This is a genomic window from Methylobacterium sp. CM6244, from assembly GCF_054817885.1.
Genome location: NZ_CM139247.1, coordinates 253,960 through 277,984 on the forward strand (window position 1 = coordinate 253,960; position 24,025 = coordinate 277,984).

The 24,025-nt window shown below is 67.5% G+C and carries 17 protein-coding genes; 9 read left to right on the top strand and 8 right to left on the bottom strand.

The window, feature by feature from the left end:
- Nucleotides 1-69: 69 nt before the first annotated feature.
- The gene (locus ACYQML_RS01205; RefSeq protein WP_056454333.1) at nt 70-1,206 is read right to left on the bottom strand and encodes an S-(hydroxymethyl)glutathione dehydrogenase/class III alcohol dehydrogenase; all 1,137 of its coding nucleotides are present in this window, start codon (nt 1,204-1,206) and stop codon (nt 70-72) included.
- Between the two features lie 203 nt (nt 1,207-1,409).
- Entirely contained in the window at nt 1,410-3,275 is a 1,866-nt protein-coding gene (locus tag ACYQML_RS01210) for an ABC transporter ATP-binding protein (protein ID WP_419951353.1), read from the bottom strand.
- 219 nt (nt 3,276-3,494) lie between these two features.
- On the opposite strand from ACYQML_RS01210, the gene ACYQML_RS01215 reads away from it, so the two are divergent.
- Nucleotides 3,495-4,106, top strand: coding sequence for a ComEA family DNA-binding protein (locus ACYQML_RS01215; protein ID WP_056454339.1), 612 nt, complete (start codon nt 3,495-3,497; stop codon nt 4,104-4,106).
- A gap of 268 nt (nt 4,107-4,374) precedes the next feature.
- Nucleotides 4,375-4,590 (top strand): hypothetical protein, encoded by a 216-nt coding sequence (locus tag ACYQML_RS01220; RefSeq protein ID WP_018041891.1) that lies wholly within the window; start codon nt 4,375-4,377, stop codon nt 4,588-4,590.
- Between the two features lie 166 nt (nt 4,591-4,756).
- Here the strand turns inward: ACYQML_RS01220 and ACYQML_RS01225 are convergent, their stop codons facing one another.
- Complete coding sequence (locus tag ACYQML_RS01225) at nt 4,757-6,868, bottom strand: TonB-dependent siderophore receptor (protein WP_311276618.1); 2,112 nt, start codon at nt 6,866-6,868, stop codon at nt 4,757-4,759.
- A 700-nt stretch (nt 6,869-7,568) separates the two neighbouring features.
- Between ACYQML_RS01225 and ACYQML_RS01230 the strand changes: the two genes are divergently transcribed.
- Nucleotides 7,569-10,097: a caspase family protein gene (locus tag ACYQML_RS01230; RefSeq protein ID WP_461234441.1), complete on the top strand. Its 2,529-nt coding sequence runs from the start codon at nt 7,569-7,571 to the stop codon at nt 10,095-10,097.
- A 135-nt stretch (nt 10,098-10,232) separates the two neighbouring features.
- Here ACYQML_RS01230 and ACYQML_RS01235 read toward each other — a convergent pair whose 3' ends face one another.
- From ACYQML_RS01235 to cysS, 3 genes are all read right to left on the bottom strand, one after another.
- Nucleotides 10,233-10,466 (bottom strand): hypothetical protein, encoded by a 234-nt coding sequence (locus ACYQML_RS01235; protein WP_156652672.1) that lies wholly within the window; start codon nt 10,464-10,466, stop codon nt 10,233-10,235.
- A gap of 28 nt (nt 10,467-10,494) precedes the next feature.
- Nucleotides 10,495-10,692 carry a helix-turn-helix domain-containing protein gene (locus ACYQML_RS01240; RefSeq protein WP_461234442.1) on the bottom strand — a complete coding sequence of 66 codons (198 nt, stop codon included), beginning with the start codon at nt 10,690-10,692 and terminating at the stop codon, nt 10,495-10,497.
- 231 nt (nt 10,693-10,923) lie between these two features.
- The gene (gene cysS / locus ACYQML_RS01245) at nt 10,924-12,306 is read right to left on the bottom strand and encodes a cysteine--tRNA ligase (protein ID WP_461234443.1); all 1,383 of its coding nucleotides are present in this window, start codon (nt 12,304-12,306) and stop codon (nt 10,924-10,926) included.
- A 368-nt stretch (nt 12,307-12,674) separates the two neighbouring features.
- Between cysS and ACYQML_RS01250 the strand changes: the two genes are divergently transcribed.
- A complete protein-coding gene (locus tag ACYQML_RS01250) occupies nt 12,675-13,016 on the top strand; it encodes a hypothetical protein (RefSeq protein ID WP_461234444.1) in 342 nt (113 codons plus the stop codon).
- An 82-nt stretch (nt 13,017-13,098) separates the two neighbouring features.
- Here the strand turns inward: ACYQML_RS01250 and ACYQML_RS01255 are convergent, their stop codons facing one another.
- Nucleotides 13,099-13,578, bottom strand: coding sequence for a CreA family protein (locus tag ACYQML_RS01255; RefSeq protein WP_419951416.1), 480 nt, complete (start codon nt 13,576-13,578; stop codon nt 13,099-13,101).
- Nucleotides 13,579-13,786: 208 nt separating this feature from the next.
- Between ACYQML_RS01255 and ACYQML_RS01260 the strand changes: the two genes are divergently transcribed.
- From ACYQML_RS01260 to ACYQML_RS01280, 5 genes are all read left to right on the top strand, one after another.
- Complete coding sequence (locus ACYQML_RS01260; RefSeq protein ID WP_461234445.1) at nt 13,787-14,797, top strand: DUF2865 domain-containing protein; 1,011 nt, start codon at nt 13,787-13,789, stop codon at nt 14,795-14,797.
- Between the two features lie 231 nt (nt 14,798-15,028).
- Nucleotides 15,029-17,146 carry an OmpA family protein gene (locus ACYQML_RS01265; RefSeq protein ID WP_461234446.1) on the top strand — a complete coding sequence of 706 codons (2,118 nt, stop codon included), beginning with the start codon at nt 15,029-15,031 and terminating at the stop codon, nt 17,144-17,146.
- A 123-nt stretch (nt 17,147-17,269) separates the two neighbouring features.
- Entirely contained in the window at nt 17,270-18,499 is a 1,230-nt protein-coding gene (locus ACYQML_RS01270; protein WP_461234447.1) for an MFS transporter, read from the top strand.
- A gap of 155 nt (nt 18,500-18,654) precedes the next feature.
- The gene (locus ACYQML_RS01275; RefSeq protein WP_056434635.1) at nt 18,655-19,926 is read left to right on the top strand and encodes a hemolysin family protein; all 1,272 of its coding nucleotides are present in this window, start codon (nt 18,655-18,657) and stop codon (nt 19,924-19,926) included.
- A 404-nt stretch (nt 19,927-20,330) separates the two neighbouring features.
- A complete protein-coding gene (locus ACYQML_RS01280) occupies nt 20,331-22,028 on the top strand; it encodes a methyl-accepting chemotaxis protein (protein ID WP_461234448.1) in 1,698 nt (565 codons plus the stop codon).
- Between the two features lie 284 nt (nt 22,029-22,312).
- Here ACYQML_RS01280 and gltX read toward each other — a convergent pair whose 3' ends face one another.
- Nucleotides 22,313-23,659, bottom strand: coding sequence for a glutamate--tRNA ligase (gene gltX / locus ACYQML_RS01285; protein ID WP_461234449.1), 1,347 nt, complete (start codon nt 23,657-23,659; stop codon nt 22,313-22,315).
- Nucleotides 23,660-24,025 lie beyond the last annotated feature (366 nt).

Here is a 24,025-nt window from a genome sequence, read left to right on the forward strand (position 1 = left end):
CTCCCGCCTGCTCCGCAGGCACCCTCCCCCGCAGAGGGGGGAGGGTCGAGGCGTTTCGTCTAGATGGGATCAGTAAACCACCACCGAGCGGATCGACTTGCCCTCGTGCATCAGGTCGAAACCGTGGTTGATGTCTTCGAGCGGCATGGTGTGGGTGATCAGGTCGTCGATGTTGATCTTGCCCTCCATGTACCAGTCGACAATCTTCGGCACGTCGGTGCGGCCGCGGGCGCCGCCGAAGGCCGAGCCCTTCCAGACGCGGCCGGTGACGAGCTGGAACGGACGGGTGGAGATCTCCTTGCCGGCCTCGGCCACGCCGATGACGATCGATTCGCCCCAGCCGCGATGGCAGCATTCCAGCGCCTGGCGCATGACGTGGACGTTGCCGGTGCAGTCGAACGAGAAGTCCGCGCCGCCGCCGGTGACGTCGAGGATCGCCGCGACCACGTGATCGTTGCCGACCTCCTTCGGGTTGATGAAGTGGGTCATGCCGAACTTGCGGGCCATCTCCTGCTTGTCCGGGTTGATGTCGACGCCGATGATCTTGTCGGCACCGACCATCCGGGCGGCCTGGAGAACGTTGAGGCCGATGCCGCCGAGGCCGAACACCACGACGTTCGCGCCGGGCCAGACCTTGGCGGTGTAGATCACCGCACCGATGCCGGTGGTGACGCCGCAGCCGATGTAGCAGATCTTGTCGAAGGGAGCGTCTTCGCGGATCTTGGCGAGCGCGATGGCCGGCAGGACCGTGAAGTTCGAGAAAGTCGAGCAGCCCATGTAGTGGAACAGGGTGTTCGAGCCGCCCGGGCTGCCGCCGGTGGAGACGCAGGAGAAGCGCGAGGTGCCGTCCGGCATCACGCCCTGGCCCTGCGTGGAGCGGATCGCGGTGCAGAGGTTGGTGCGCTGCGACAGGCAGGACTTACAGCTGCGGCATTCCGGGGTGTAGAGCGGGATGACGTGGTCGCCGACCTTCAGGTCCGTGACCCCGGCGCCGAGCTCGCGGACGATGCCCGCGCCCTCGTGGCCGAGGATCGCCGGGAACTTGCCCTCGGAATCGAGGCCCGACAGGGTATAGGCATCGGTGTGGCAGATGCCGGTGGCCATCAACTCGATGAGGACTTCGCCGGCCTTGGGGCCTTCGATGTCGATGGTCTCGATGGTGAGGGGCTTCTTGGCCTCCCACGCGACCGCAGCGCGCGTCTTCATATCTCTATTCTCATGTCTGGACGATCACGGACGGTGTCGAACTGCCGACTCTTCGACTTCGCCTCATCCAGGGGAGGGCAAGCCGAACGGCCCGAAAATCTGTTTCGTGCAATGATGGTTCTGGAGACGAGATGCAACGCCCTCGGGCCGCGCGGGAGGTCGCGTCGCCCCTGTGTTGTCGCGGAAGCATACCCGCCGGCGCCTCAGCGGTAGCCGGCGGCCTGCAGTTCGAACAATTCGGCGTAGCGCCCGCCCCTCGCCTGAAGTTCCTCGTGCGTTCCGGCCTCGATGACCTTGCCCCCGTCGAGGACGAGGATGCGGTCGGCCATGCGCACGGTGGAAAAGCGGTGCGAGATCAGCACGCAGCTGCGGCCACGGCTGAGATCGCGAAAGCGCTGGAACACCTCGAACTCGGCGCGGGCGTCGAGGGCGGCGGTGGGCTCGTCGAGGATCAGGATCTCGGCCTCGCGCATATAGGCCCGGCTGAGCGCGATCTTCTGCCATTGGCCGCCCGAGAGGTCGACACCGTCGGCGAAGCGCTTGCCGAGCGGCTGGTCGTAGCCCAGCGGCAGGCGTTCGATCACGCCGTCGGCGAGGCTGCGCCCGGCGGCGCGGGCGATGCGGGCGGCGTCCTCACGCTCCTCGATGCGCCCGACGGCGACGTTCTCGGCGGCGGTGAAATCGAAGCGGACGAAATCCTGGAAGATCACGCCGATTCGGGCGCGCAGGTCGTCGAGGTCGTAATCGGAGAGCGGCCGGCCATCGAGCAGCACGCGGCCCTCGGTGGGGTCGTAGAGCCGGGTCAGGAGCTTGACGATCGTGGTCTTGCCGGCCCCGTTCTCGCCCACCAGGGCCAGCACTTCCCCGGCGGCGAGGCGGAAGCTCAAGGACCGGACCGCCCAGGTTTCGGTGCCGGGATAGCGGAACCCGACCTCCTCGAAGACGATGCCCTCGGTGATCGGCTGCGGGAACGGCACGGGCCGCTCCGGCGAGCGGATCAGTGGCACCACCTCGAAGAACGAGAACAGGTCTTCGAGATACTGCGCCTGCGAGGAGATCTGCGAGAAGCCGAGCAGCAGGCCCTCGATCAGGCTGCGCAGGCGCTGGAACGAACCGGCGAGGAAGGCGAGGTCGCCGATGGAGAAGACGCCCGCCACCGTGCGCCAGACGATGGTGGCATAGGCCGCGTAATAGGCGAGCGTGCCCAAGGCCGCGAAGAGGCCGCCCCAGCCGGCCCGGCGGATGGCGAGGGAGCGGTTGTCGTCCAGGAGCTTGGCGGCCACGATCCGGTAGCGTTCGGCGATATAGGCGTTGAGGCCGAAGAGCTTGACCTCCTTGGCCGATTCCACGCTGGCCCCGAGATAGCGCAGATAGTCGATCTGCCGCCGCTCGGGAGTGCGGGTCCAGGCGAGGCGATAGCCCTGCCGGTTGAAGTAGAGTTCGTTGAGGAAGGCCGGCACGAGGGAGCCGGCGAGCAGCAGGATCAGCCAGGGAGCGTAGGCGGCCAGACCGATCCCGAAGGCGACGAGCGTGATGAGGTCCTGCCCCTGCCCGAAGAGCTGGAACAGCAGGTTGGAGCGCCCGGTCACCTGCCGGCGGGCGCGTTCGAGCCGATCCTGCTGGGCGCTGTCCTCGAATTGCTCGAGGTCGAGGGCGGCGGCGTGGCGCATCAGCCGCAGGGTGGCGGCATTGGCGTAGCGGTCCGCGACCAGCCCATCGGTGAGGGTGCTCAGCCGCCCGAGCAGATCGGACAGGATGGCGAGGCCGAGCTCCACCGCCACGAGACCGGCCAATCGGGCGAGGGCCGGGTCCGCCATCCAGCCGGCGATCCCGGTTCCGGCGGGATGGGGCCGGGCATGTTCGGCGACGATGGCGTCGAGGATGAGCTTGCCGAGATAGAGCATCAGCACCGGCAGGCTCGCCCGCGCGAGACGCAGAGCGATGCTCGCCATCAGCAGGCGCGGGCTCGCCGCGTAGACGAGGCGAAACAGCGCCGGCAGGTAGCGCAGGGCGCCCACGCGCTCGACGACGAACCGGTTCAGCAAGGGGGCGAGGGAGGCGGTGGACATCGCGGCGGACCATGACGGGAGCGACCGCGCCCGTCGATGCGTCGTAGGGTGCACGATAAGATTCCCACGCGGTGTCGGCGCGACGGCCTGAGGCGACCGGCGGTCTCAATCGATCCGCTTCATTGTGCACACGCCTGAGGACATCGGGCATGACGGCAAGACTTTGCTTTGTGTCCCATGTTAGAATCTCGCCTGCATTGTGCGCGTGAGGCGGGTTGGATGCTCAGCGGTTCGACTCTTCTACGGGTGGTGGTGCTCTTCGTCGCGGCGGCGGCGCTGGCGGGTCTGGTCCAGGCCTTCTGGCCGCAGGGTGCCGACGCTCCGCCCCCCGCGCCGACGGTGCAGCGCACCGAGCCGACCAAGGCCAGCCCACCGAGAACCGTAGCGACTGCGCCGCAACCTCGCGCGGAACCGGCACCCGCCGCCCCGCAGGAAGCCCCACCGGCCTCCGTCCTGCCACCCTCGCCGATCCGGCCGCTGCCCCGGCAGTCCGCGCCGGCCGGCTCGCCGGAAGGAACGGGGAATTCCGCACTGAACCCGCCCCCCCTCCCCTATGGCGGCCCCGTGGCGCCCCTGGCCGAGAGCCCTCCGCTGAACGCGACCCCGTCGGAAACACAACAGGCCATCGACAATGCGGGGCCGGCGGCGGTCTCCGTGGTGGATCTCAACACCGCCTCGGTGGCGGAACTCAACGGCCTCAAGGGTGGCGGCATGATCGGCCGCGCCATCACCCAGCGCAGGCCCTACGCCTCGGTGGATCAGCTTCTCTCGAAACGCGTCCTCAGCAGGTCGACCTATGAGCGGATCAAGAACCAGGTGACCGTGCGTTGAGCGATGGAGGCCGGCTTCGTGCTGGCATCGAACGCCGCCGCTCCGTAAGATCGGCGAAACGACGGTGGGTTGCAGCCGTGCGACCCGCCAGAGGGACAACGAGGCGTCGGGGCCGGATGGGTGAGGTGCGTGCCATGATGGCTCGGCGAGGGACAGCCCGGTTCACCGGCATTGCGCGGACCGTTTTGGCAAAGCCCGCTCCGCCATCCACGGGACAAAGCCGCATCCCACGCGCCCGATGCACCGGAAACGCTTGAAAGGACCCGATATGTTGACACAGCCCAGCAACATCACCCTGCGCGACGATCTCGGGGTGACGGAGACCTCCGAGACCGACAATGTGGTGCGGTGGGATGGCGAGCGGCTCTATGTCGAGCACGACATTTATCACAACGGCCAGCTCGTCCATAAGAAGTACCGCAAGAACGTCACCGAGCCCGTGGCGAGAGCGCTCCAGGCGCTGATCAATCGCGCCAAGCAATAGGCGCGACGGCGTCAGGCCCCACCGTCGCAGGAGACCGCCGCGCCGCGGGCGGGATCGGCCCTGCCGGGGCCGGTGATGGGGCCGCCGATCTCGGTCGCCGCACCGCGTCACATCCCGCGACCGGCCGGGCGCGAGGTGTGACTTGCGGCAGGCAACGAGCCTTACCTCAGTAGCGGGCCGTCACGCTGGCGAGGACGGTGAGCGGTGCGCCGGGGAGATTGTTGAACTGATTGAAGGGCTGCTCGATGTAGCGGCGATCCGTGAGGTTGCGGCCGTTCACGGCGAAACGCCATGTCGGGTCGATCTCGTAGAACAAGGTCGCGTCGAGGCGCGCATAGGCGCCGACCTTGTAACTGTTGGTGATGTCGCCGAAGCGCTCGCCCACATAGGTGACGCCGCCGCCGAAGCCCCAGCCCCGCATCGGGCCGCTCTGGAACTGGTAGGTCGACCACAGGCTGGTGCTGAAGGTCGGGGCAGCCGGGAGCCGGTTGCCGATGGCGATCGTCGTATCTTGCGTCACCTTTGCATCGAGATAGCCGATACCGCCGATGATCCTCCAGCCGGGCAGGATCTCGCCCGCAATGTCGGCCTCGACGCCCTGCGAACGCTGCTCGCCGGTGATGATGGAGAAGCCGGTATTGATTGGGTCGGCCGCGGCGACGTTCGCCCGAACGATCCGGAAGGCCGCAGCGCTCAGGGTGAGGCGATCAGGGATAAGATCGACACGCGTGCCGATTTCGACCTGCTCCCCGGTCTCCGGCGCCGGCGTCAGGCCACCGATGACGTTGGCGGTCTGTGGGGTGAAAGAGGTCGTGTAGCTTCCGTAGACGGTGAGCGGCTCGATCGGCCGCCAGACCAGGCCGACGCGCGGCGAGGTTCCGGTGACGTCCTGAGTGGGAGGCACGGTGTTGTTGGTGAGGGTGCGCTGAAAATACAGCTGGTTGGCCGTATCCACGCGGACGCCGAGGACGAGTTGCAGCCCCTGGGCCAGCTCGATCTGGTCCTGCATGTAGGTGCCGACCATGAACAGGTTCTGCCGCAGGTCACTCTGCAGGGCGAGCGTTCCGATCTGCGGGATCGATCCCCGGATCGGGTTGAGGAAGGAAACCGCGCTTGCTGTCCCCTGCTGCGTATAGGGATGACGATAACCGTCGACGATTTCGACGCCGAACAGGGCCGTGTGGCGGAAGCCGAACAGGTCGAAACGGGCAACGGCTTCCGTCTGGCTGTCGATCGAGTTGTAGATGGACTCGACCTCGGAGAGACGCCGCGTCAGCGACGCCCCGTTCGCGCTCACCCCGGTGGCGCGGGTGGCCAACACATCGAACTGGCCCCATTGACCGTTGATCACCTGCCGCAGGGTCAGGCTTTCGTTGACGTCATGCTCGGCCCGCAGGGTGATGGAGTTCGATTCGCCATAATACCGGGACCATGACTCGCCATAGTAACGGCGGATGTTGTCCAGGGGCACCCGACCCTGGAAAGCCGTGAGACCTTCGTCATACTGGCTGTGCTGGCGCGAGAACTCGGCACTCAGGGATATCCGCGTCGATGCATCGGGCGTCCACAGCAGGGACGGCGCGAAGAAATGGCGCGAATTGGAAGGGCCACCGAAATCCCGGAAGGTGGGGTCGTCCTGCGTGGCGAAGCTGAAGCGGGCGGCGAGCCCTTCCGTCCCTGGAACGGCACCCGTCACCGAGCCCTGAAGCCGCCGGAAGGCATAAGACCCGCCCTGCAGGGTGAGGTCCGCGGAGGGCGTGAGCATGGGCTGGCGCGTGACGATGTTGATCAGGCCACCGGGATCGCCCCTGCCATAGAGAACGGAGGTGGGGCCCTTGAGCACTTCCACGCGCTCGACATTGGCGAGGTCGCGCTGTGTCGGTTGGAAGGTATTGGCCGGGTTCAGCAGCACGCCGTCGATCGCGTAGGTCTGCGTGTTGAAGCCGCGCAGCACATAGGTGTCGGACCGGCCCTGGATGGTGCCGGCGGGCTGGACATTGCTCACATTGGTGAGCGCATCGGTCAGGCGGACGTCCTGCTGGTCGAGGAGCACGTCACGGGGCACGACCTGGACCGATTGCGGAGAGTCGCGCAGGGCGGTGTCCGTCCGGGTCGAGGTCGCGGAACGGCTCGCCCGGTAGCCGGTGACGGGGCCGTTCGCCCGCTCGCCACTGCCGATCACCGACAATTCCGACAACACCACCGCGCTCTCGGCCGGGAGCACCTGGGCTCGCGCACCGGAGAACGGCACGACACCGATCGCCAGGATGGTCGTCATCTTCAAAACGACGAGCGGGCGCAGCACTGTGCTGCAATATAATTCTTCTTTTAGCTTATTCATGATGTCGTCGTCTCAAGTCTCGGCATGTCTTGGCCGGCATCGAGATCTGTAGAAGGACAAAGCTGTTCGCTACAAGCACGCCTCATTCATCATGAGTGTGCGTAATCAAGTTCTTAAACACCTGTTGTAATTTCACTACTCTCTGGAAAAGCTCCAAACTATTCCTTATCGACAAATTAAAGATGCTCATTGTATTATATAAGTAAATATTTTTCCCAAAAATAGCACCAAGCGCGACGCCATCTGCCTAGCGAAGACTTCCATGACCGACAATGTCGTACGTTGAAAGGACGCGTGGGCCGATAAGGAACACGACATTCGGCACAACGGTCGGCTCGGTGATGGAAAGTGCCGCCGGAACGTCACCGAGCGTGGCGAAAGCACTCCGGGCACCGATCGATCGTGCCGAGTAAGAGCGGACATCGAACGTAGATCTTCGATCACCGGCCCAGCGGACAGGCGCATCCCTGCGTCGCGATCGTCGCCGCTCGGAGCGAGGATTTGGTAAGGCCGATTCCGGTCATCCCTGGACGAGGGTCCCCTTCTGCACGATTGTGCGATGGCTCGCGTTCTGGTCGTCCGCGATGCTCCGTATGATGTCGCTCGCAGCGTGATGCGGCGGCGGAGGTTCCCGGCGATGGTCCTGTCACGATATGTCGCCGTCTTCGCGGTCCTGTTCGCCGCCCTGCTGATCTCCGTTCCGGCGACCGCGCAGCAGGCCGAGACGCGCATCGCCCTCGTGGTCGGCAACGGCGCCTATGAGCGGGCGCCCATCGCCACCGCCGCCAACGATGCCGGCCTCATCGCGCAGACGCTGCAGGCGGCGGGGTTCGACGTGGTGGGGGCGCGCGACCTCGACGAGGATGCCCTGCGCAAAGCCCTGCGCGACTTCCTCGACAAGGCGGCGGCGACGGGGCCGGACACGGTGGCCTTCGTCTATCTTGCCGGATACGGGCTGCAGCTCGAGGGCGAGACCTTCTTCGCCCCGGTGGATGCCCGCATACCCACCGCTATCGACGTCCCGGTCGCGGCCCTGCGCGTGTCGGACTACATCAAGCGCCTCTCCACCGTGCCGTTGAAGGCCCGGTTCGTGGTGCTCGACGCGGCCCGCGCCAACCCGTTCGTGAAGACGGGCGAACCGCTCGCCGGCGGTCTCGCCCTGGTGGAGGCCGAACCCGGCAGCCTCATCGCCTACAACGCGGCGCCCGGCACCGTGGCGCCGGGCGAGACGGGGGCCTATGGCGCCTATGCGCAGGCCCTGGTGGAGATGATCCGCGAGGGCGGCCTCCAGCCGGCGGCCCTCTTCGACCGGGTGCGCCTGCGGGTGAACGAGACCACCAAAGGCGCGGCCATGCCCTGGGACGACGCCCGGATCGAGGCACCGTTCGTGTTCTTCGAGCGCAATGTCGATGCGCCCGCCCAGGCGCAGCCCGAGCCGATCGCGTCCCTCCGCGACCGCCCATTAGGCGAGATCGGCGCGCGGGAGGCCTATTCGGTGGCGGTCGAGCGCGACACGCTGCAGGGCTACCAGGATTTCCTCGGGGCCTATCCCGACGACCCGATGGCCAAGCGCGTGCGCGCCATCGTGGCCGCCCGGCGCGAGGCGACGACCTGGCGTCGCGCCCTGTCGTCCGGCACGCAGGACGCCTACTGGTCCTACCTCTCGCGCTACCCGCGCGGACCGCACGCGGCGGATGCGCGCCGCCGCCTCGCCCGCCTCTCCGCCCCGCCGCGACCGCCCGAAGCCTTCACCGCACTCTCCTTCGACCTACCCCCGCCGCCGCCTGAGGAAGAGAGCTATTTCGACCGGCAGGTCGTCGCCTTCGACGACCCGGCCTATGCCCTGCCCCCGCCGCCGCCCGGCGTGCTGGCACCCCGTCCGGCCTATATCGTCGACATCGCGGCGCCGCCGCCCGAGGACGAGCTGTTCGCACTCCCCGTCCCCCTCTTCGAGCCGGTCCCGGCCTATGTGAGCGCACCCGCCTATATCGTCGCGCCGCCGGACAACGTGATCTACCAGAACATTCACAACACGGTGGTGATCAACGAGATCAACCGGCGCGTCATCGAGCGGCCTCGCGGATCTTCGGCCGCCGCGATCATCGGAGATGCGGCCGGTCTCGGCGCTGCTGCCCTGGCCGCCCGGGTGGCGCTGCCGCCCTCCCTGTCGCACCGCGCCGGCCGTCATGACGCCGGTCACAACGCCGACGGCCCTCGCCGCGACCGCCCCGGCCTGCCGCCGGGCGCCCGCGACGAAAGACCGAACGATCCCCGCATCGGCCGCCCGCTCCCCGCATTGAGCGTCCCAGACCCGCGCGCCGCGCGGCCGGCCCCGAAGGCTTTGCCCGAGCCGAGGCCGGTCGCGAACACGCGCCCGTCCGGCGACGTCGGCGCACCGCCCGACCGCGTGCGCCTGGGGGACGGCAAGACCGGGCCCGACCGGAAAGCCGCCATCGACCGTCGTGCCCCGCCCGATGCGGTGAACCCCGCCGGACCCGGAGCCGGGCGCGGCAACGCCGATCCCGCCGACCGCGCCGCCTTGCGCCGGGAACGGATCGAGCGCCGGGAGGCGGCCCGCGCCGCCGGCAAAGCCGAACGACCGCAGCTGCGTCCCGCCCTCGACCAGCCGCTCAGTGACCGCGCCCGCGAGGGGCGTCCGGGGCATGATCGGGTGGCCCGGCCGGGTTTCGAGCCGAACGGCCCAGAGCGCGTCAGACGGGAGCCGGCCAACCCCAATCGCGAAGCGCCCGGCCAGCCGCCGCGACGCGGCCCGGATTCCGATGCCCTGCAACGCCAGCAGCAGAGGCTTCAGATCCAGGAGGCCCGCCAGCAACAGCGGATGCAGATGGAGCAGCAACAGGCCGCCCGGCGCCAGCAGGGCCAGGCCCAGCAGCAGATGATGATGCAGCGTCAGCAGATCCAGGAGAACCGCCAGCAACAGCGCATGCAGATGGAGCAGCAACAGGCCCAGCGGCAGCAAATGCAGCAGCAACAGCAGATGATGCAACGTCAGCAGATGCAGGCCCAGCAACAACAGCAACAGGCCGCCCAGCGGCAACAGATGATGCAGCAGCAACAGCAACAACAGGCGGCTCAGCGCCAGCAGAGGCAGGCTCCGCCATCGGGCGGGAACCCGAACTGCCATCCGGGCCGGCCCTGTCGCTGAGGCGGAGGCGATGAAGCGAGAGGATGAGCCCGGACCTCGTGTCGGGCCTCGATAAGATCGCCTTGCATCCAGCGGCGCTGATCCCAGCCGATGACCGTCCTCAGCGCGTTCGGCGGAATCCCGCCGCGCCTGAGGTCAGTCGAGGTCTTTCGAGAATGCGCGGGCGAGCCGCTCGACCGTCGCATCGTCGACGCCGTCGGCGACGAAGTCGGCACGCCAGGAGCGCATGCGGATGGCCAGGGTGGCGACGATGTCTCGGGCTTCGTCCCGCGAGAGGTCGAAATCCTCGACCCGTGTCAGGCAGTTGCCGGTGGTCGGGTGACTTCCGGCGGCCGACGAGGTCCGTGGCCCCGTCCTCGCGGCGGACATGGACATAGACCTCAGAGGTCATCGAGGTTCACGTCGCGCAGGCGACGCGCACGGCTGGGAAGGCGGCTGGTCTCGATGGACGCGGCAAGGTGGTCGTTCTCGGGGCTGACCGCGCCCGTACGGCCGGGAACAGGCCGAGGGTCCGGACGGCCCTGGCGAAGACGCCGAGCGACACCGAAGGATCGCCTTTCTCGAGCTTACGCAAGGTCGGGAGGGAGACCCCCACGCGGGACGCGAGGTCGGATGCGGGCTGACGTCGGCGCAATCGCGCGGCCCTGATGGCCTGCTTGATCTCGCGAAGACCCTCCGAAACCTCGAAGGGCGCATGTGCCGAGCGTTCGTTCGTCTTGCCACCATCACTGCATCTCAGGCGGCTTAGATGAAGGTATCTTTTCTATCGCGGAGGATTTCTTCCGTCGACGATAAGATGCGGTGTTCTCGAAATCGGCGTCCACGCCTACCGCGACACCGTCCAAGTGGTGGTGCCGTCCTTGTTGTCCTTCACGGTGACGCCCATGGCGGCGAGCGCGTCGCGGGCGCGGTCGGAGGCCGGCCAGTCCTTGGCGGCGCGGGCGGCGCGGCGGGCCTCGATCGCGGCCTCCACGGCGGCCACGTCGACGCCGGCAGCGGCGATGGCTTTGTCTTCCCGTGCGGATTTCGTCCCTCCGAGCAGGCCGAGCAGGCCCGCACCGGCCTTCAACGCGGCCGGGTCGTCGAGGCGGTGCAGCTCGGCGAGGGCGGCGGCGGTGTTGAGGTCGTCAAGGAGCGGCTCCACCACCGAGGCCGGCGCCTCGGGTCCGGCGGTCACGTCGCCGACGATGCCGTACCAGCGGTCGATCATCTTCGCCGCCTCCTCCAGCCCGCGCACGGTCCAGTCGATGGGCTGGCGGTAATGCGTCTTCAGCATGGCGAGGCGCACGACCTCCCCGGGCCAATCCTTCAGCACTTCGCGCAGGGTGACGAAGTTGCCCAGCGATTTGGACATCTTCTGCCCCTCCACCTGGAGGAAGCCGTTATGGAGCCAGACATTGGCCATCACGTCCGTCGAAAAGCAACAGCGCGACTGGGCCACCTCGTTCTCGTGATGGGGGAAGATCAGGTCGAGACCGCCGGCATGGATGTCGAAGGTCTTGCCCAGATGCTTCCACGACATGGCCGAGCACTCGATGTGCCAGCCCGGCCGCCCCGGCTCGGCGATGCCGGCCGGCGAGGGCCATGACGGCTCGCCGGGCTTCGAAGGCTTCCACAGGACGAAATCCAGGGGCGAGCGCTTGTAGGGGGCGACCTCGACCCGCGCGCCGGATTCCATCTCGTCGAGGGGCCGCTTCGAGAGCGCGCCGTAATCGGGCATCGAAGGCACGTCGAACAGCACATGGCCTTCCGCCACATAGGCATGACCGGAGGCGACCAGCCCTTCGATGATCGTGTGCATCTCGGCGATGTGGTCGGTCGCGCGGGGCTCGATGAAGCGCGGGCGCTCGCCCGGTACGTTCACATCCTCGGCCATCAGCACGCCGAGGTCGCGGATATCGCCGTGAAAGGCGGCGAGCGTCCCGTCGGTGAGTTCGCGGATGGTGATGCCGCGCTCGGCCGCGCGGGCGTTGATCTTGTCGTCCACGTCCGTGACGTTGCGGGCATACGTGACATGCGCTTCGCCGTAGAGATGGCGCAGCAGCCGGAACAGCAGGTCGAAGACGATGATCGGCCGGGCATTGCCGATATGGGCCGCGTCGTAGACCGTCGGCCCGCAGGCATACATCCGCACATGCGTCGGATCGATCGGCGCGAACGGCGCCTTCTCGCGGGTCAGGGTGTTGTAGAGCCGCAACATCGGCGCCATGAAACCGTCTTTCGTAACCCTGGAACGCGACCGTGCCGCCACCTGTGGAGGCCGCCCGTCCCCATGCCCTAAATCCCGAGAACCGATCAACTTTTACGATTCGCGAGGCACGTGCCCCCGAACCGAGGTGATCGGACGGGCCGGATGCCAAGCTCCCTGCGTGTTGCACGGAGGCGACGGACCCTGCCGAGCAACTGGGCTACCCCAAAACGGTGATGAATTCGAGAACGACGCCGGGAGAGGTTCGGTCAAGGTCGCGACAATCCGGAAAGGATTTGTTTACCGACGAGGCCGAGATTTTCCCAAACGCGAATCCTCCCATCCGGTGAATCCCGCCTTTCGTGGATCCCGTCATCAAGGTCTTGCCCATGCGACACTCGGCTGCCGGTCTCGGCGCTCTCTGCGCCTTTGCGCTCATTTCCTCCGCCGCCCTGGCCGTCGATGACGGCGAGAAGCCGGCCCGCGTGCCCGGTCAGGTGGAGAAGACGTTCCTGATTCCCGCCGGCGAGGGTTACGGAGTCGGCGAATGCCTGGTGGCGGGCAGCGGTTCCTGCGGACAGGTCGTGGCCGATGCCTGGTGCGAGGCGCAAGGCTTCGCCGTCGCCGGCTCCTTCGGCGTGGCCGCTCCCGAGGACTATACCGGCACCATCGACCAGCCGCCTGCGCCGAAGCCCGTCGAGCCGCCGATCCGCATCACCTGCAAGGACTGATCGGCAAGGACTGATCCGCAAGGATCGATCCCGCTCGTTCGAGGCGGCCCGGCCCGATGCCGGGGCCGCCTCCGGAGCCGGATCAGCTCTTGAAGAAATCGCCGCAGCGGGGCGGCGCGTCGGTGGTGCCCCAGGGCATCAGCGGCACCGCCGTGGTGGAGTTCTTGGGCGAACCCTGGATCACCTTGTCGGAATAGACCATGTAGATCAGCGTATTACGCTTCGCGTCACAGCCGCGGACGATCTGCATCGACTTGAAGATCAGTGACCGTCGCTCGCTGAAGACCACCTCGCCCTGTTTCAGCTTGTCCTTCGGATTCTTGAACGCCACCGGGCCGACCTGCCGGCAGGCGAGGGAGATGTCGGAGACATCCTCCGCGAGGCCGAGCGTGCCCTTGATGCCGCCCTTCTCGGGCTGCGTGTACCAGCAGGCGATGCCGGAGACCTCCGGGTCGTCGATGCCGTAGACCACCAGCTTGTCGTTGGGGGTGAGCGGACGCCACACGGTGGATTTATCGAAGATCCGGTCCGTATCGTCTGCGCGGGCCACCGCTCCGCCCATCGCCAGCCCGGCCAACCCCACAGCCACCGCCCTGCTTGTGAGACTCCGAAGACACATCATCACACCATTCCCCTCAAGTTTGTCGATGGGCATGTGGGAACACTGTCCCGCTCTCGCGAGGGCGGTTAGACAACCTTTGCTAAAGCGCTCTTCCGTACCCTGTCCGAGGGCCGGAACCGCCCAGCTTCACACCCGTTCCTGACAGGTCATGCCGCTGATCCCTCCACAGATCCGCAAGCTCGTCGCAACGTTCGGCGCCGCCATGGCCGCCATCACGTTCGGGACAGCCGTGCAGGCACAGGCGCCCAACGCCCAGTGCCAGCGATACCGCTACGAGCTCGCCAATCTCAGCGACGGCGCCAACACCGCCCGCGCCCTGCAGAACGAGATCGGCCGGTTGGAGGCGTATTACCGGACGCTGAGCTGCGAGGGCGGCAAGTTCCTGTTCTTCGATTCGCGCCCCCCGCAATGCGGCGCGGTGGAGCAGCGCATCCGGGCGCTCCAGGCCGGGTACGGCGCGGAGAACGGCGAAGTCACCGCCGCCCGGCGGCGTCAACTCACGGCGGCCATTGCATCCTCCTGCGCCGAGACCGGGCAGAAGCTCGTGGACGGCCCCGCGGGCGAGCAGCGCGGACGGGGCGGGGCGCAGGTCGTCTGTGTCCGGACCTGCGACGGCGCTTACTTCCCGATGAACAATCTGCCCGACGGTCGCGAAGGGGCCAACGAACTGTGCCAGGCTCTCTGCCCCGGCACAGAGGCGGTGGCCTATTCGATGCCTCATGGCGATGACGGCCTGAAACAGGCCGCGTCGATCAAGGGCAGCCGTGCCTACGTCTCCCTCGCCAACGCGTTCAAGTTCCAGAAGAGCTTCACGCCCGATTGTTCGTGCAAGAAGGCGAACCAGACCTGGGCGCAGTCCCTGGTAAAGGCCGAGAGCATGCTCGTCCGGCACAAGGGCGACATCTTCGTGACGCCGATGCAGGCGGAGGCCATGTCGCGACCGAAGGTACGCGTCACCCTCGCGGGCCGCGCGGACAAGACCGTGGCCGCCATCGCCGCCGATGCGGCGACCCGGAACGGGGCCATCCTGTCCGAATCCGGCGCGGTTCGCGACGGAGCCACGACGCAGACGCCCCCCCCTAGCGGCGAAGAGCGCGCCAATATCCGCATTATCGCGCCGAACATGATCGCGACGCCGGCTCGGACCATAGCACCCTAGAGGCCATCGCCGAAACGCCGAACGAACGAGGGAGCATTCCCCCACGGAGCCGTCGATCGCACCGAGCGTCATGGGCGCAACTCGCTGACGGTGAACGGTTTTCTCCGTCTGCCACGACTTTGAAGCCGCGCGGGGCGGCAGAGTACGGGCGAATGATCCGGGAATGAATTTGGAACCATCCCGGCTCCATTCGGTTCCGATGGCCACATCAACCTTTGTGAGTGACCATCCATGCGGAACCTCCGCCTGCTCTTTCTGACCGGCACCATGCTGCCGGCCCTGATCCTATCGGGCCCCCTTTCGGCCAGCCCCGACAATGGTGGGCCGGGCGTGATGCTGCTCGCGCAGGCAGGTCCCGGTGCCGAACGCGGTGATCCGCGCGGAGGCGGCGATGCTCCCCGTGGCGGCGCGGCCCGGCCCGAGAGAGCCGAGCGGCCCGAGCGGGCGGAGCGGCCCGAGAAAGCGGAGCGTCCCGAGCGCGCCGAACGCCCGGAGAGGGCTGAACGTCCCGAGCCGCGCCAGGAGAAGCCCCCTGCCCGCGAGGAGCGTGCCCCGGCCGAGCGGCCCGCGCGCCCTGATCGTCCCGAGAAGCCCGACCGCGCGCCGGCCGAACGGCCGACCCCTCCCGCCGCGCGTGAGCGCGATGCGGACCCGGCCCCCGCCCGTCCGGCACCCAAGGAGGCTCCGACTCCCCGCGAGCGTGCCCCCGCCACTCCCGAGCGCGACGCGACACCCGATCGTCCCGCCCGCCCGGACCGTCCTGCCCGGAACGAGAAACCCGATACGGGCGCCAAACCCGAGCGCGGCGACAAGCCGGAGCGCGCCGAGAGGCCCGACCGGGAGAACCGGCCGGAGCGCGGAGACAAGCCGGACCGGAATGAAAGGCCGGACCGGAACGAGAAGCCCGAGCCAGGCCGCCGCACCGGACCGGACGCGACGCCGGATGCCAAGACGCCGGATGCCAAGACCCCGGATGCCAAGACGCCTGACACCAAGGCGCCGGATGCCAGGACTCCTGACACCAAGGCGCCGGACGCGAAGCCTGCTCCGAATGCCCGTCCCGGGGTTCCGGGAAAGCCGTTCGTCCCGCCGGGTCAGGCGCAGGACAAGAACGACCGTGACGACAGCCGCGGGGACGACAAGCGGGGCCCTGACGATCGACGTGGCTCCGATGACAAGCGTGGCTCCGACGACCGGCGCGGCCCGGATGACCGGCGCGGCACGTCGGACGACAACCGGCCCGGCACGCCCAACCGTCCCGGAAATACCGACCGCACCCCGGCGGTGGGCGATTCCGATCGGCGCAGCGAGATCGAGCGGCGCGACCGTGAACGCCGCGAAGCGTTCGAGCGCAAGGACGAGCGGGATCGCCGTGACGTCTTCAACCGTCCAGGCCGGCCCGGCTATGTCGAGGGTGGGTTCCGCGGCAACGATGTCCGCAGCTACGACGAAGTCCGCCGTGACCGGCGCGAGTTCAACGAGGGCGGCCGGACCTATATCCGCGAGCCGGGCCGCATCATCGTGCGGGACCGTGACAATTACTTCATCCGTCACGACGAGAACGAGCGCTTCCGGTACCTCGACCGCGGTGCCTACCGCAGCGAGCGCCGCGGCGGCGACACGATCACCTATCTCGACCGTCCGGGCGGTATTCAGATCGTCACCGTGGTGGACGATGACGGCCGCCTCGTGCGCCGTTCGCGCCGCTTCCGCGACGGCCGCGAGGTCGTGATCATCGACAACGGCTTCGGCGGTCCCCAGCGCCCGATCTACGAGGATGTCGTCGACCTGCCGCCGCCGGACATCCGCATCCCCCGCGAGCGCTATGTGGTGAATTACGAGGGCGCCGACGAGCGGCAGGTCTACGAGGCCCTGTCCGCTCCGCCGGTGGTGGCGGTGGACCGCCGCTACACGCTCGATCAGGTGCGCTACAGCCCGCAGCTGCGGGCACGGATGCGCAGCGTCGACATCGATACGATCACCTTCGATACGGGTTCGTTCGACGTCACACCCGATCAGGCCTCGCGGCTCGGCAACATCGCGGCGGCGATCAACCAGGCGGTGAAGGCCAACCCGCAGGAAGTCTTCCTCATCGAGGGCTACACCGATGCGGTGGGCAGCGAGGTCGACAACCTGTCGCTTTCGGATCGTCGCGCCCAGTCGGTGGCCACGGTGCTCAGCCAGAACTTCCAGGTGCCGCCGGAGAACCTGACCACCCAGGGCTATGGCGAGCAATCCCTGAAGGTGAACACCCAGGACGCCTCGCGGGAGAACCGCCGGGTCACGGTGCGCCGCATCACCCCGCTGATCCAGCAGCAGGGCGAGGCTGCGGACGCTCCGCCCAAGTAAGTCGGCTTAGCTGCATTGTCGTGACGTCACGGGCCGCATGTCTCGAAAGAGGGGTGTGGCCCGCGCCGTTCCGTGCTTCTCCAACACTCCCGCGAGCGCGCGACATCGAGGAGACCGGCGATCATGGCCGAGGAGAGCGACCGCCTGATCACGGCGGGAACGCCGATCTTTCGTCGGACCACCCTCGCTTTGTTCGCCGCAGGCTTCTCTACCTTCGCCGTACTCTACGGCGTGCAGCCGCTGATGCCGGTCTTCGCCGACGAGTTCCATGTCTCGCCGGCCGAGAGCAGCTTGTCACTGTCGCTCCCCTGCGCGATGCTGGCCGTGGCGCTCCTCGTGGTCAGCCCGCTCTCCGAAGTCTGGGGGCGCAAACCCATCATGGTCGCCTCCCTCTTCGCGTCGGCGATCCTCACCCTCATCGCCGTGATCGTGCCGAGCTGGCATGGCTTCCTGGCATTGCGCGCGCTCACCGGGCTGGCGGCGAGCGGCCTGCCGGCGGTCGCCATGGCCTATCTCAGCGAGGAGATGGATGCCCGCGCCATCGGCCTGTCCATGGGGCTCCTCATCGGCGGAAACGCCATGGGCGGCATGGTCGGGCGGCTGATCGCCGGCATCATGACCGATCATCTGTCCTGGCGCGTGGGTCTCGGCACCATCGGAATCCTGGCGCTCGTCGCCGCCATCCTGTTCTGGCGCGGTTTGCCGCCATCGCGGCGCTTCCTCGCCAACCGGATGCGCTGGCGCCAGGTGCCGGGCACGTTCGGCCAGCATTTCCGCGATCCGGGCCTGCCCTGGCTCTTTGCGGAGGCGTTCCTGCTCATGGGCGGGTTCGTCAGCGTCTACAATTACATCGGCTTCCGCCTGCTCGATCCGCCCTACAACCTGAGCCAGTCGGCCATCGGCGCGATTTTCGTGGTCTATCTCGCCGGCACGTTCAGTTCGGCGGTGACCGGCGAGATCGCCAGCCGGCTCGGACGCCGCCGGGTCTTGTGGCTCGCCATCCTGCTTGGGATCGTCGGTATTCTGTTGACCCTGTCGGAGCACCTTCCCGTCATCATCGCCGGCATCGTCGTCGTGACGGTGAGCTTCTTCGGCGCCCATTCGGTGGCGAGTTCCTGGATCGGGCGACGCGCCCTGCGCGACCGGGCGCAAGCCTCCTCGGTCTACCTGTCCCTGTATTATCTGGGCTCGTCGGTGCTCGGGACGGCGGGAGGCTGGTTCTTCGATCATGCGGGGTGGACGGGGGTCGTCGCCTTCTTCGGCGGGCTTTACGGGCTCGCGCTGGCCATCGCGCTCCGTCTTTCGCGACTGCCGCCCCTCATCCCGGCCACATCCTCCGGCCACGACCGTTGACCCGCCCGCCGCGACGGCCCATCTAGGCGATCGTCGTCGCTCACCGGAGCGACAGGCGAGCAATCGCCGCCGACAGGGCAACAGGCGAGCGATCGCCGACAACTGAGGAAGTCCGGCTCGCTTGGTCCAAGCGGCTCCGGCTTACGGAACCGAACGTGTTCGAGCTCGCCGTCGCTGTCGCTCTGATCGCCCTCAACGGGGCCTTCGCGCTGTCCGAACTCGCCGTCGTCTCGTCGCGGAAGTCGCGGCTGCGGATGATGGTGGAGGCGCGCCGGCCCGGCGCCCAGGCCGCCCTCACCCTCGCCGAGAATCCGGGGCGCTTCCTTTCCGCCGTCCAGATCGGCATCACCCTCGTCGGCATCCTGTCGGGCGCCGTGTCCGGCGCGGCCCTGGGCGAGCGCCTCACGGAAATCCTATTCGAGGCGGGCCTGTCGAAACCCGTGGCCGATCCTCTCGGATACGGGATCGTCATCGCCATCATCACCTACCTCTCGGTGATCATCGGCGAATTGGTGCCCAAGCACGTGGCCCTGCGCGACCCTGAGGGCATCGCCTGTTTCGTCGCGCGCCCGATGCGTCTCATCTCGCGGATCGCGCTTCCGGCGGTCTGGCTCCTCGACGCCTCCACGCGCGCGGTGTTCCGGCTGTTCGGCCAGGAAGCCTCCAGCGCCAGCGCGGTGACCGAAGAGGAGATCCGCACCATCGTCGCGGAGGCCGAGACGGCGGGCGTGATCGAGACCGACGAGCGCAAGATGATCGCCGGCGTGCTGCGCCTCGGCGACCGCGCCGTGCGGGGCGTCATGACCCCGCGCACCGACGTCCACTGGATCGACCTCGACAAGGCGCCGGAGGAGATCCGCGCCATGCTGGTCTCGAGCCCGCATTCGCGCATCCCGGTCGGCGAGGGCAACCCGGACAACATGCTGGGCGTCGTGCAGGTCCGGGAACTGGTCAAAGCGCTCATCGAGAACGAACGGTTCGATCTGCGCGCCTATATCCGCAGCGCCCCCGTCCTGCCCGATACGCTCGACGCCCTCGACGCACTCACGGCCCTTCAGGCGGCCGACGTTCCGATGGCCCTGGTCCACGATGAATACGGCCATTTCGACGGGCTCGTGACGCCGGCCGACATCCTCGACGCCATCGCGGGCGCATTCCATTCCGAGGATTCGGAACCCGAGGCGGTGCAGCGCCAGGACGGGTCCTGGCTCATCGCCGGCTGGATGCCGGTGGACGAGATGGCCGACCAGCTCGGCATCAAGCTCGAATCGAGCCGCGACTACGAGACCGCCGCCGGCCTCGTCATCGCCAAGCTGCAGCGCCTGCCGGAGACGGGCGAGACCTGCGACATCGCCGGATGGCGCTTCGAAGTGGTGGATCTCGACGGTCGCCGCGTGGACAAGATCCTGGTGTCGCGGATCGCCTGACCGTCCCGCCTTTCCGAAGGTCTCGGACCGTTCTCGCGACGGACTAATGGTGGATGGCCTGCGTCCCGTCCATCCCCGTCCAGACGAGGCCGTGCCGCGGAGCCTATGCCCAACGGCACGGACTGGCTCGACGTCGCATCTTGACTTCGACGGCCGTCGGCGTTTGCCGAGCCGCATGACTTCGACCTTGGTCGAAGCGCATCAGATCGCAGCCGTACCTGAACGATCGAACCGAACAGCTTTATCGCCGAGAAGGCACCGCCGCCGCGAGGTGCTCTGGATAGAGGTTGAGATAGACTGTATATACTTCTTATGATTTGAGGGTAATAATTCTTTATCTAATATACCTTATAACATCCGTGGCTAACATCTGTATAATAATTCACACAGCATCGGAGCATGCAATGAAGTTCATTGGACATCTGAGCGTGATGCTCAAAATTGCCGTCCCGCTGACTCTGATGGGCCTTATGGCGATAGGTCTCGTCGTCTACGCCCGTGCCTCGCTAAACAGCGTCTTGGAGCAGACGAATCACTTCGCCGACGTCGCCACGGTCCGGCAGGAGAGTTACCTCCGTGCGCAGCTCCATGCCACGGACGCCGCTTTACTCAGCCGAAACATCGTGGTGGAGACGCAACAGGAGGTGATGAACCAGTACAAGGCGCGTTATGACGGAGCGACCAAGACGGCGCTGGTCTACGTCGACAAGCTGATCGCCTTGGCCGAGACGCCGGAACGCCGCAAGATCGGTCACGACCTACGACAGATGTTCGAAACTTACTTCGGCATTCTCGACCGTTCCATCGTGTTCGCGATACAGAACGATGCCGCCAAGGCGATGAAGGTGATCCAGGACGAGGGGCGGCCGGCGCGGGCCAAATTATACGCCCTCATCGAGGAGCGCAGCCAGCGGGTCACGGATGAGATGCAGGCCCGTAAGCACGCCCTGGAACTGGAAGTATCCAATACGGTGCAGAGCCTCATTGTCATCGCGGCGCTCGGACTGACCGTTGTTGTTGCCCTCAGCGGGTTCATCGTGATGTTCGGCATCACCCGTCCGCTGGCAAGCCTCGTCCTTGTCCTGCAGCGGATGGCGAAGGGAGACATCGACGCCGAGATCGTGGAGGCCCGACGCGGGGACGAGATCGGCGCCGTGGGCAAGGCCGTGGAAGGCATCAAGGCCATGGTCGCCCGGAAGGCCGCCGAGGAAGCCGACATCCGGCGTCTCGCCGAGGAGGTCGCCCAGGCCGAGCGCCAGCGCACGATGATCGCCATGGCCGACAGCTTCGAAGGCGCCGTGGGCGGCATCATCCAGATGGTGTCGGCCTCGGCGACCGAACTCCAGGCCACTGCCCAGACCATGACTTCCACCGCCACGGAAACGGCGAGCCAATCCATGACCGTGGCCGCCGCCGCCGAGGAAGCCGCCACCAACGTCAACACCGTGGCGGCGGCGGCGGAGGAGCTCGGCGTTTCCGTCCAGGAGATCGGACGGCAGGTCAGCGGGTCGGCCGATCTCGCCCAGGGCGCCGTATCGGAAGCCGATCGGACGGCGGCCCTGGTGCAGACACTGTCCCAGACCGCCTCGCGCGTCGGCGACGTGGTCGGCCTGATCTCGAACATCGCCGCCCAGACCAACCTTCTCGCCCTCAATGCCACCATCGAGGCAGCCCGCGCGGGAGAGGCCGGCCGAGCCTTTGCCGTGGTGGCCACCGAGGTCAAGGAACTGGCCAGCCAGACGGCTCGGGCGACCCAGGACATCTCCAGTCAGATCTCCCAGATCCAGGGGGCGACCGACGAGGCGGTCTCGGCCATCGCCTCCATCACGGCCCGCATCCGCGAGATCGATTCGGTGGCGACCACCATCGCCGCGGCGGTGGAGCAGCAGGGGGCCGCGACCCAGGAGATCGTCCGCAACGTCGCCCAGGCCGCGACGGGAACGAGCGAAGTGACGAGCAACATCTCGGGCGTCGCGGGGTCCGCCGAAGAGACGGGGGCCGCCGCATCCCAGGTGCTCGGCTCGGCGGGCGAGCTCTCTCGCCAATCCGAGCACCTGAACGCCGAGGTCCGCCGCTTCCTCGACAGCGTAAGAGCGGCCTGAGGCCGTCTCCGGCTGCTGCATTCGGTGTCCGGCGAGCACGGGTCCCCTCTCCCACACGGGAGAGGGAGCCGGCTCCGGCCAACCTGACCGAAGCGACCGACCGGAGGGGGTATGAGGCCGACCGGCATCGGTCTGAGACCGGCCGACGATGAGGAGAACTCATCGTCGGCCGCCCGCGTGACTGCGCGGCGGCGGGCGTCCGCCGAACGCGCTGAAGACGACCATCGGTCGGGATCAGCGCCGCTTGGCAGGAGAAGCGGGATCCGCTTTTCGGGCCGATTCTGTCAGTCGCGACCGCCGAGCCGCGCCGCCACAATGTCCCGGCCGATGAGGGGCAGCAGGCTCGAGAGGTCCGGGCCGTGCTCCAGCCCTGTCACCGCGAGGCGGAGCGGCATGAACAGGGCCTTGCCCTTGGCGCCGGTCCGCTCCTTCACTGCATTGGTCCAGGCTTTCCAGGTCTGGCCGTCCCAGGGCTCGGACGGCAGCACGTCCAGGGCGGCGGCGGCGAAGCCCGAATCCGCGATGACCGGCGTCACCTCCCCGGCCACGATCCGCCACCATTCGGCGGCGTCCCCGACCTTGGTGAGGTTGGGCTGGATCACCGCCCAGAACGCCTGCGCCCGTTCCTCCGGGATGCCCATTCCGAGGAGGCGTTCGCGTGCCTCCTCATACGGCATGGCATGGATCAGGCGGGCATTGAGCCAGTCGAGTTCCTGCGGATCGAATTTCGCCGGCGCCCGCGAGATGTGGGAGAGATCGACCAGGGCGGCGAGTTCGTCGAGGTTAGGCACCGCGCGCACCGCCTCGGCCGAGCCGGTGAGCACGGCAAGCGAGCGCACCGCGCCGGGTTCATAGCCGGCCTCGCGCAGGCCCCGGAGAGAGAGGTGGCCGAGGCGCTTCGACAGACCTTCGCCGTCGGCGGTTGTGAGCAGGTTGTGGTGGCCGAAGATCGGCACCGGCTGGTCCAGGGCCTCGAAGATCTGCACCTGCACGCCGGTATTGGTGACGTGATCCTCACCGCGAATGACATGGGTGATCCCCATCTCGGCATCGTCCACCACGGAGGGCAGCGTGTAGAGGTAGCTGCCATCGGCGCGGATCAGCACCGGGTCCGAGAGGGAAGCGCAATCCACATGCGCCGGCCCGCGCACGAGATCGTCCCAGGCGACGGTGCGGGCGTCGAGCTTGAAGCGCCAATGCGGCGTGCGCCCTTCGGCCTCCAAGGCCGTGCGCTCGTCATCGGTCAGGCTGAGCGCGGCGCGGTCGTAGATCGGCGGCTGGCCACGGCCGAGCTGGCGCCGGCGTCGACGCTCGAGTTCCTCCTGCGTCTCGTAGCAGGGATAGAGCCGGCCGGCCGCCTTCAGGCGCTCTGCCGCCGCGTCGTGGATGGCGGAGCGGTCCGACTGGCGGGCGAAGAGATCGGGCACGATGCCGAGCCAGGCGAGGTCTTCCTCGATGGCGTTGGCGAATTCCTCCGTCGAGCGCTCCCGGTCGGTGTCGTCGAGGCGCAGCAGGAAGCGCCCGCCATGCGCCCGCGCGAACAAGGCGTTCAACAGCGCCGGGCGGGCGTTGCCGATATGGAGATACCCCGTGGGCGAGGGCGCGAAGCGGACGAGAGGGGCGGATGTCATGCCTGCCCGTCTACAGCATCGACCCGAACGGTGGGAACCGGCTTTCGGGAAGACCGGGGCAGGTCGCACATGATAGGTGCCGCCGTCGCAGGAGCCTCGGCGAGCTCCGCCCGAGCGCGCTTGCAGCCCGGCCCAAACACGATCGCGACCAGAACGAATTCCGGTCCTGATCGCATGTCATCAGGAGGCAAAGTCGCGGCCGACCTGCGCCTTGCTCTCTACTCTGGGTCAGGTGGCCACGGCTTGGACCTCAGTCTGAGTCTAGTCCCAGTATCCGATGGAGCCTGGACGTTGCGGGAGACCGGACCGGCCCGTTGGCGCAGAAGCTTGCTCGGTGTTCCGGCCCCACGGCCCCTCCAAACCCGA

What these genes read in the sequence shown, in the direction of transcription:
- ACYQML_RS01225 (WP_311276618.1), bottom strand. Translation starts at nt 6,868, where the DNA reads ATGACGACCATCCTGGCGATCGGTGTCGTGCCGTTCTCCGGTGCGCGA.
- ACYQML_RS01220 (WP_018041891.1), top strand. Translation starts at nt 4,375, where the DNA reads ATGTTGACACAGCCCAGCAACATCACCCTGCGCGACGATCTCGGGGTG.
- ACYQML_RS01280 (WP_461234448.1), top strand. Translation starts at nt 20,331, where the DNA reads ATGAAGTTCATTGGACATCTGAGCGTGATGCTCAAAATTGCCGTCCCG.
- ACYQML_RS01230 (WP_461234441.1), top strand. Translation starts at nt 7,569, where the DNA reads ATGGTCCTGTCACGATATGTCGCCGTCTTCGCGGTCCTGTTCGCCGCC.
- ACYQML_RS01215 (WP_056454339.1), top strand. Translation starts at nt 3,495, where the DNA reads ATGCTCAGCGGTTCGACTCTTCTACGGGTGGTGGTGCTCTTCGTCGCG.
- ACYQML_RS01210 (WP_419951353.1), bottom strand. Translation starts at nt 3,275, where the DNA reads ATGTCCACCGCCTCCCTCGCCCCCTTGCTGAACCGGTTCGTCGTCGAG.
- cysS (WP_461234443.1), bottom strand. Translation starts at nt 12,306, where the DNA reads ATGGCGCCGATGTTGCGGCTCTACAACACCCTGACCCGCGAGAAGGCG.
- ACYQML_RS01250 (WP_461234444.1), top strand. Translation starts at nt 12,675, where the DNA reads ATGCGACACTCGGCTGCCGGTCTCGGCGCTCTCTGCGCCTTTGCGCTC.
- gltX (WP_461234449.1), bottom strand. Translation starts at nt 23,659, where the DNA reads ATGACATCCGCCCCTCTCGTCCGCTTCGCGCCCTCGCCCACGGGGTAT.
- ACYQML_RS01235 (WP_156652672.1), bottom strand. Translation starts at nt 10,466, where the DNA reads ATGTCCGCCGCGAGGACGGGGCCACGGACCTCGTCGGCCGCCGGAAGT.
- ACYQML_RS01255 (WP_419951416.1), bottom strand. Translation starts at nt 13,578, where the DNA reads ATGGGCGGAGCGGTGGCCCGCGCAGACGATACGGACCGGATCTTCGAT.
- ACYQML_RS01205 (WP_056454333.1), bottom strand. Translation starts at nt 1,206, where the DNA reads ATGAAGACGCGCGCTGCGGTCGCGTGGGAGGCCAAGAAGCCCCTCACC.
- ACYQML_RS01270 (WP_461234447.1), top strand. Translation starts at nt 17,270, where the DNA reads ATGGCCGAGGAGAGCGACCGCCTGATCACGGCGGGAACGCCGATCTTT.
- ACYQML_RS01260 (WP_461234445.1), top strand. Translation starts at nt 13,787, where the DNA reads ATGCCGCTGATCCCTCCACAGATCCGCAAGCTCGTCGCAACGTTCGGC.
- ACYQML_RS01265 (WP_461234446.1), top strand. Translation starts at nt 15,029, where the DNA reads ATGCGGAACCTCCGCCTGCTCTTTCTGACCGGCACCATGCTGCCGGCC.